Source organism: Streptomyces sp. NPDC031274 (genome assembly GCF_055570235.1).
Genome location: NZ_JBVIHP010000088.1, coordinates 1 through 2388, shown reverse-complemented (window position 1 = coordinate 2388; position 2388 = coordinate 1). Strand labels below are relative to the sequence as shown.

2 protein-coding genes and 1 pseudogene are annotated in these 2388 nt (G+C 69.5%); 2 read left to right on the top strand and 1 reads right to left on the bottom strand.

Going from position 1 to position 2388, the window contains the following annotated elements:
• On the top strand, positions 1–406 hold a 406-nt coding region (locus tag ACZ5CR_RS43695), incomplete at its 5' end, for a hypothetical protein (RefSeq protein ID WP_468868815.1).
• A complete protein-coding gene (locus ACZ5CR_RS43690) occupies positions 403–1779 on the top strand; it encodes an SUKH-3 domain-containing protein (protein ID WP_468868813.1) in 1377 nt (458 codons plus the stop codon). The genes ACZ5CR_RS43695 and ACZ5CR_RS43690, both read left to right, overlap by 4 nt.
• A 384-nt stretch (positions 1780–2163) precedes the next feature.
• Here ACZ5CR_RS43690 and ACZ5CR_RS43685 read toward each other — a convergent pair.
• Positions 2164–2388, bottom strand: a pseudogene (locus tag ACZ5CR_RS43685) (NAD(P)/FAD-dependent oxidoreductase); the annotation flags it as partial.

Genomic DNA, 2388 nt, shown 5'->3' with positions numbered 1-2388 from the left:
CGCCAAGCGGAAAGCACAGGCGGAGCAGGACGCACCGACCGGTGCAAGCAAGAAGACCAGGCCGACCAGTGCGGCGGGGCTTTCCGTGCCAGGGCACAAGAAGCCCTTCGATGGCGCCAATGCCAAGGGGGGCCCCGACGTGCAGCACGACCTGCACCCTGACATCAAGGCCGCCTACGACCGTGTGCCGGAGAACCTCCGGGCGGGCAACCAGCACGGGAAGTGCGGTGAGGCGGAAGCACTATCGAAGGCCGTGAGTGCGGGCGTCGATCCGCGTGGTGGTGTGATGGCCGCGGTGAACGTCCGCGCGGCAGGGAATGCCGCACACCAGACCCCCAAGGCCATCTGCGACTCGTGCAAGCATGTGCTCGACGAACTCGGGGTCAGAGGGGCGGATTGGGCATGAGCGACGAACTCCGGCAGCGGTGGTCCGCTGAGACCGATCACGCGCTACGCAAGGCCGGCTGGTCCCCCGGCCGCACGGTGTCCACCGAGGACATGCTGAGTGCGCTGCGCGAGCACGGCGGTTTCGAGATGCACGAGGCCGCGCGACGGTTCCTGGCCGAGTTCGGGGGCCTGCTCGTCGAGACGGCCACGGGTCCGTTCCGGCTCGACCCGCTCGCCGCCGAATGGGACGACAAGGTCTTCGACGCGCCGGGCGGCGATCCGGATACCCCGTCGTATCTGTACCCCCTCGGCGGTGACGACCGCGGTGAGGCCCTGGGCATGGCCACGGACGGAACGGTCTATCTCGGCCGGGACGCCGTCAGGCCGCTCGCGCCCTCGGCTGACGAGGCACTGGAGAAGCTCGTCACGGGCAGCCACGCCCAAGAAGGTGAGCCGGGCTCCGACGGCGAACTCCGTACCCGCTGGTCCGCGTTGACCAAGCGTGTCCTGCGGTCCTGCAGCTGGCATCCCGGCCGCCGGGTGCCGAGACCCGACTGGGAGGACGCACTGCGCGAGCGCGGATACGAGGTGCATGACGCGGCCCGCAGGTTCCTTGCCGAGTTCGGCGGGCTGCGGACCGACGAGTGGACGCCGGGTCCGGTCATGCCCCAATCGCCCTTCCGCTTCGATCCGCTCGCGGCCTCCGGGAAGGGCGGCGAGGCGTTCTCAGGGCTGACTCCCGTCGGCCAGGTCGACGGCGGCGACAGCCGCTTGGGCATCGCCGCTGACGGCTCCGTCCACATCGTCTCGGACAGCGTCGAGCGCCTCGCCGACAACGCGTACGAGGCCATGGAGAAGCTCGTCATGGAGCGCCGCACCGACGCCCCGCTGCCGTTCGTCCCGGCCGGGGACCATCTCGTGCTCCCGCACTCCGCCGAGCACGACCTGAGCGCGGAGATCGGGCGACGGTGGTCGGCCGAGACCGACCGCGTACTGCGGCTCGCCGGCTGGTACCCCGGCCGGTCGGTCTCGACTGAGGAGTGGGAGCACACGCTCCACGAAGCCGACGAGGACTTCGAGATCCACGATGCGGCGAGGAACTTCCTGCGTGAGTTCGGCGGCCTGGAGATCGACCAGAAGGGTCCGGGGCGCACGGCGCCCCGCTCTCCGCTCCGCCTCGATCCGCTGGTGGCCAAGTGGGACTGCGAAATCTTCGACGACCTCGGCGAACAAGCGGGGACCTACCTCTACCCCATCGGTGACACCGGCCGCGGTGTCGCCTACCTCGGCATGGCCTCCGACGGAGCGGTCCATGTGGGCATGGACAGCGTGCAGTTCCTCGCGGAGAACGGCGACAGGGCCCTGGAGAAGCTCATCGAAGGCATCCGGTAGGAGAAGCTGTCGTGATCAGCTTCTCGTTCCACGTAGAGCCCTGCGAACTGGAGCCGCCGACCCTGGGTTTCGCGCTCGGCGACATTGAGGTGGAAGGCAACGCGGGTCGTGTGACCTCGCGCAGTGCGACTCGTCATCGCGAGCAGTTGCCCGAAGAGGACACGGCGCTCCAAGACCTGGAAGGGTCGGTGGGGGCGCTCGGGGAGTTCCTCGGGCGCACCGACACGCCTTTGTCGCCGAGACACACGACCACTGAATTCGTCCCGCGTCTCGACGACGGCATGCTCGAGTACTTCCGGGAGATCGTCGACGCGGTCGCGGCCCGCTTCGGGGTCTCCCGGCAGGGGGCCGTGCCCCGGGTCAAGATGAACCGTCGCCGCCGACTCAGCCGTGCACCTTCGCCAAATGCCCCACCAGCCGCGGCGAGGCGAACTCCGTGCCGCACACGAACCGCATGATCGGCCCGAACGACGAGCCGCCCAGCATGCCCGTGAAGTACAGGCCCGGGACCGACGAGACATAGCCCGCGCCCAGCTTCGGTGTGCCGCGGCTCGTGGCCAGGCGGGCGCGGAGTGCGGGGCCGAGGAAGTCCATCGCGGCGATGTCGAC

What these genes read in the sequence shown, in the direction of transcription:
- ACZ5CR_RS43690 (WP_468868813.1), top strand. Translation starts at nt 403, where the DNA reads ATGAGCGACGAACTCCGGCAGCGGTGGTCCGCTGAGACCGATCACGCG.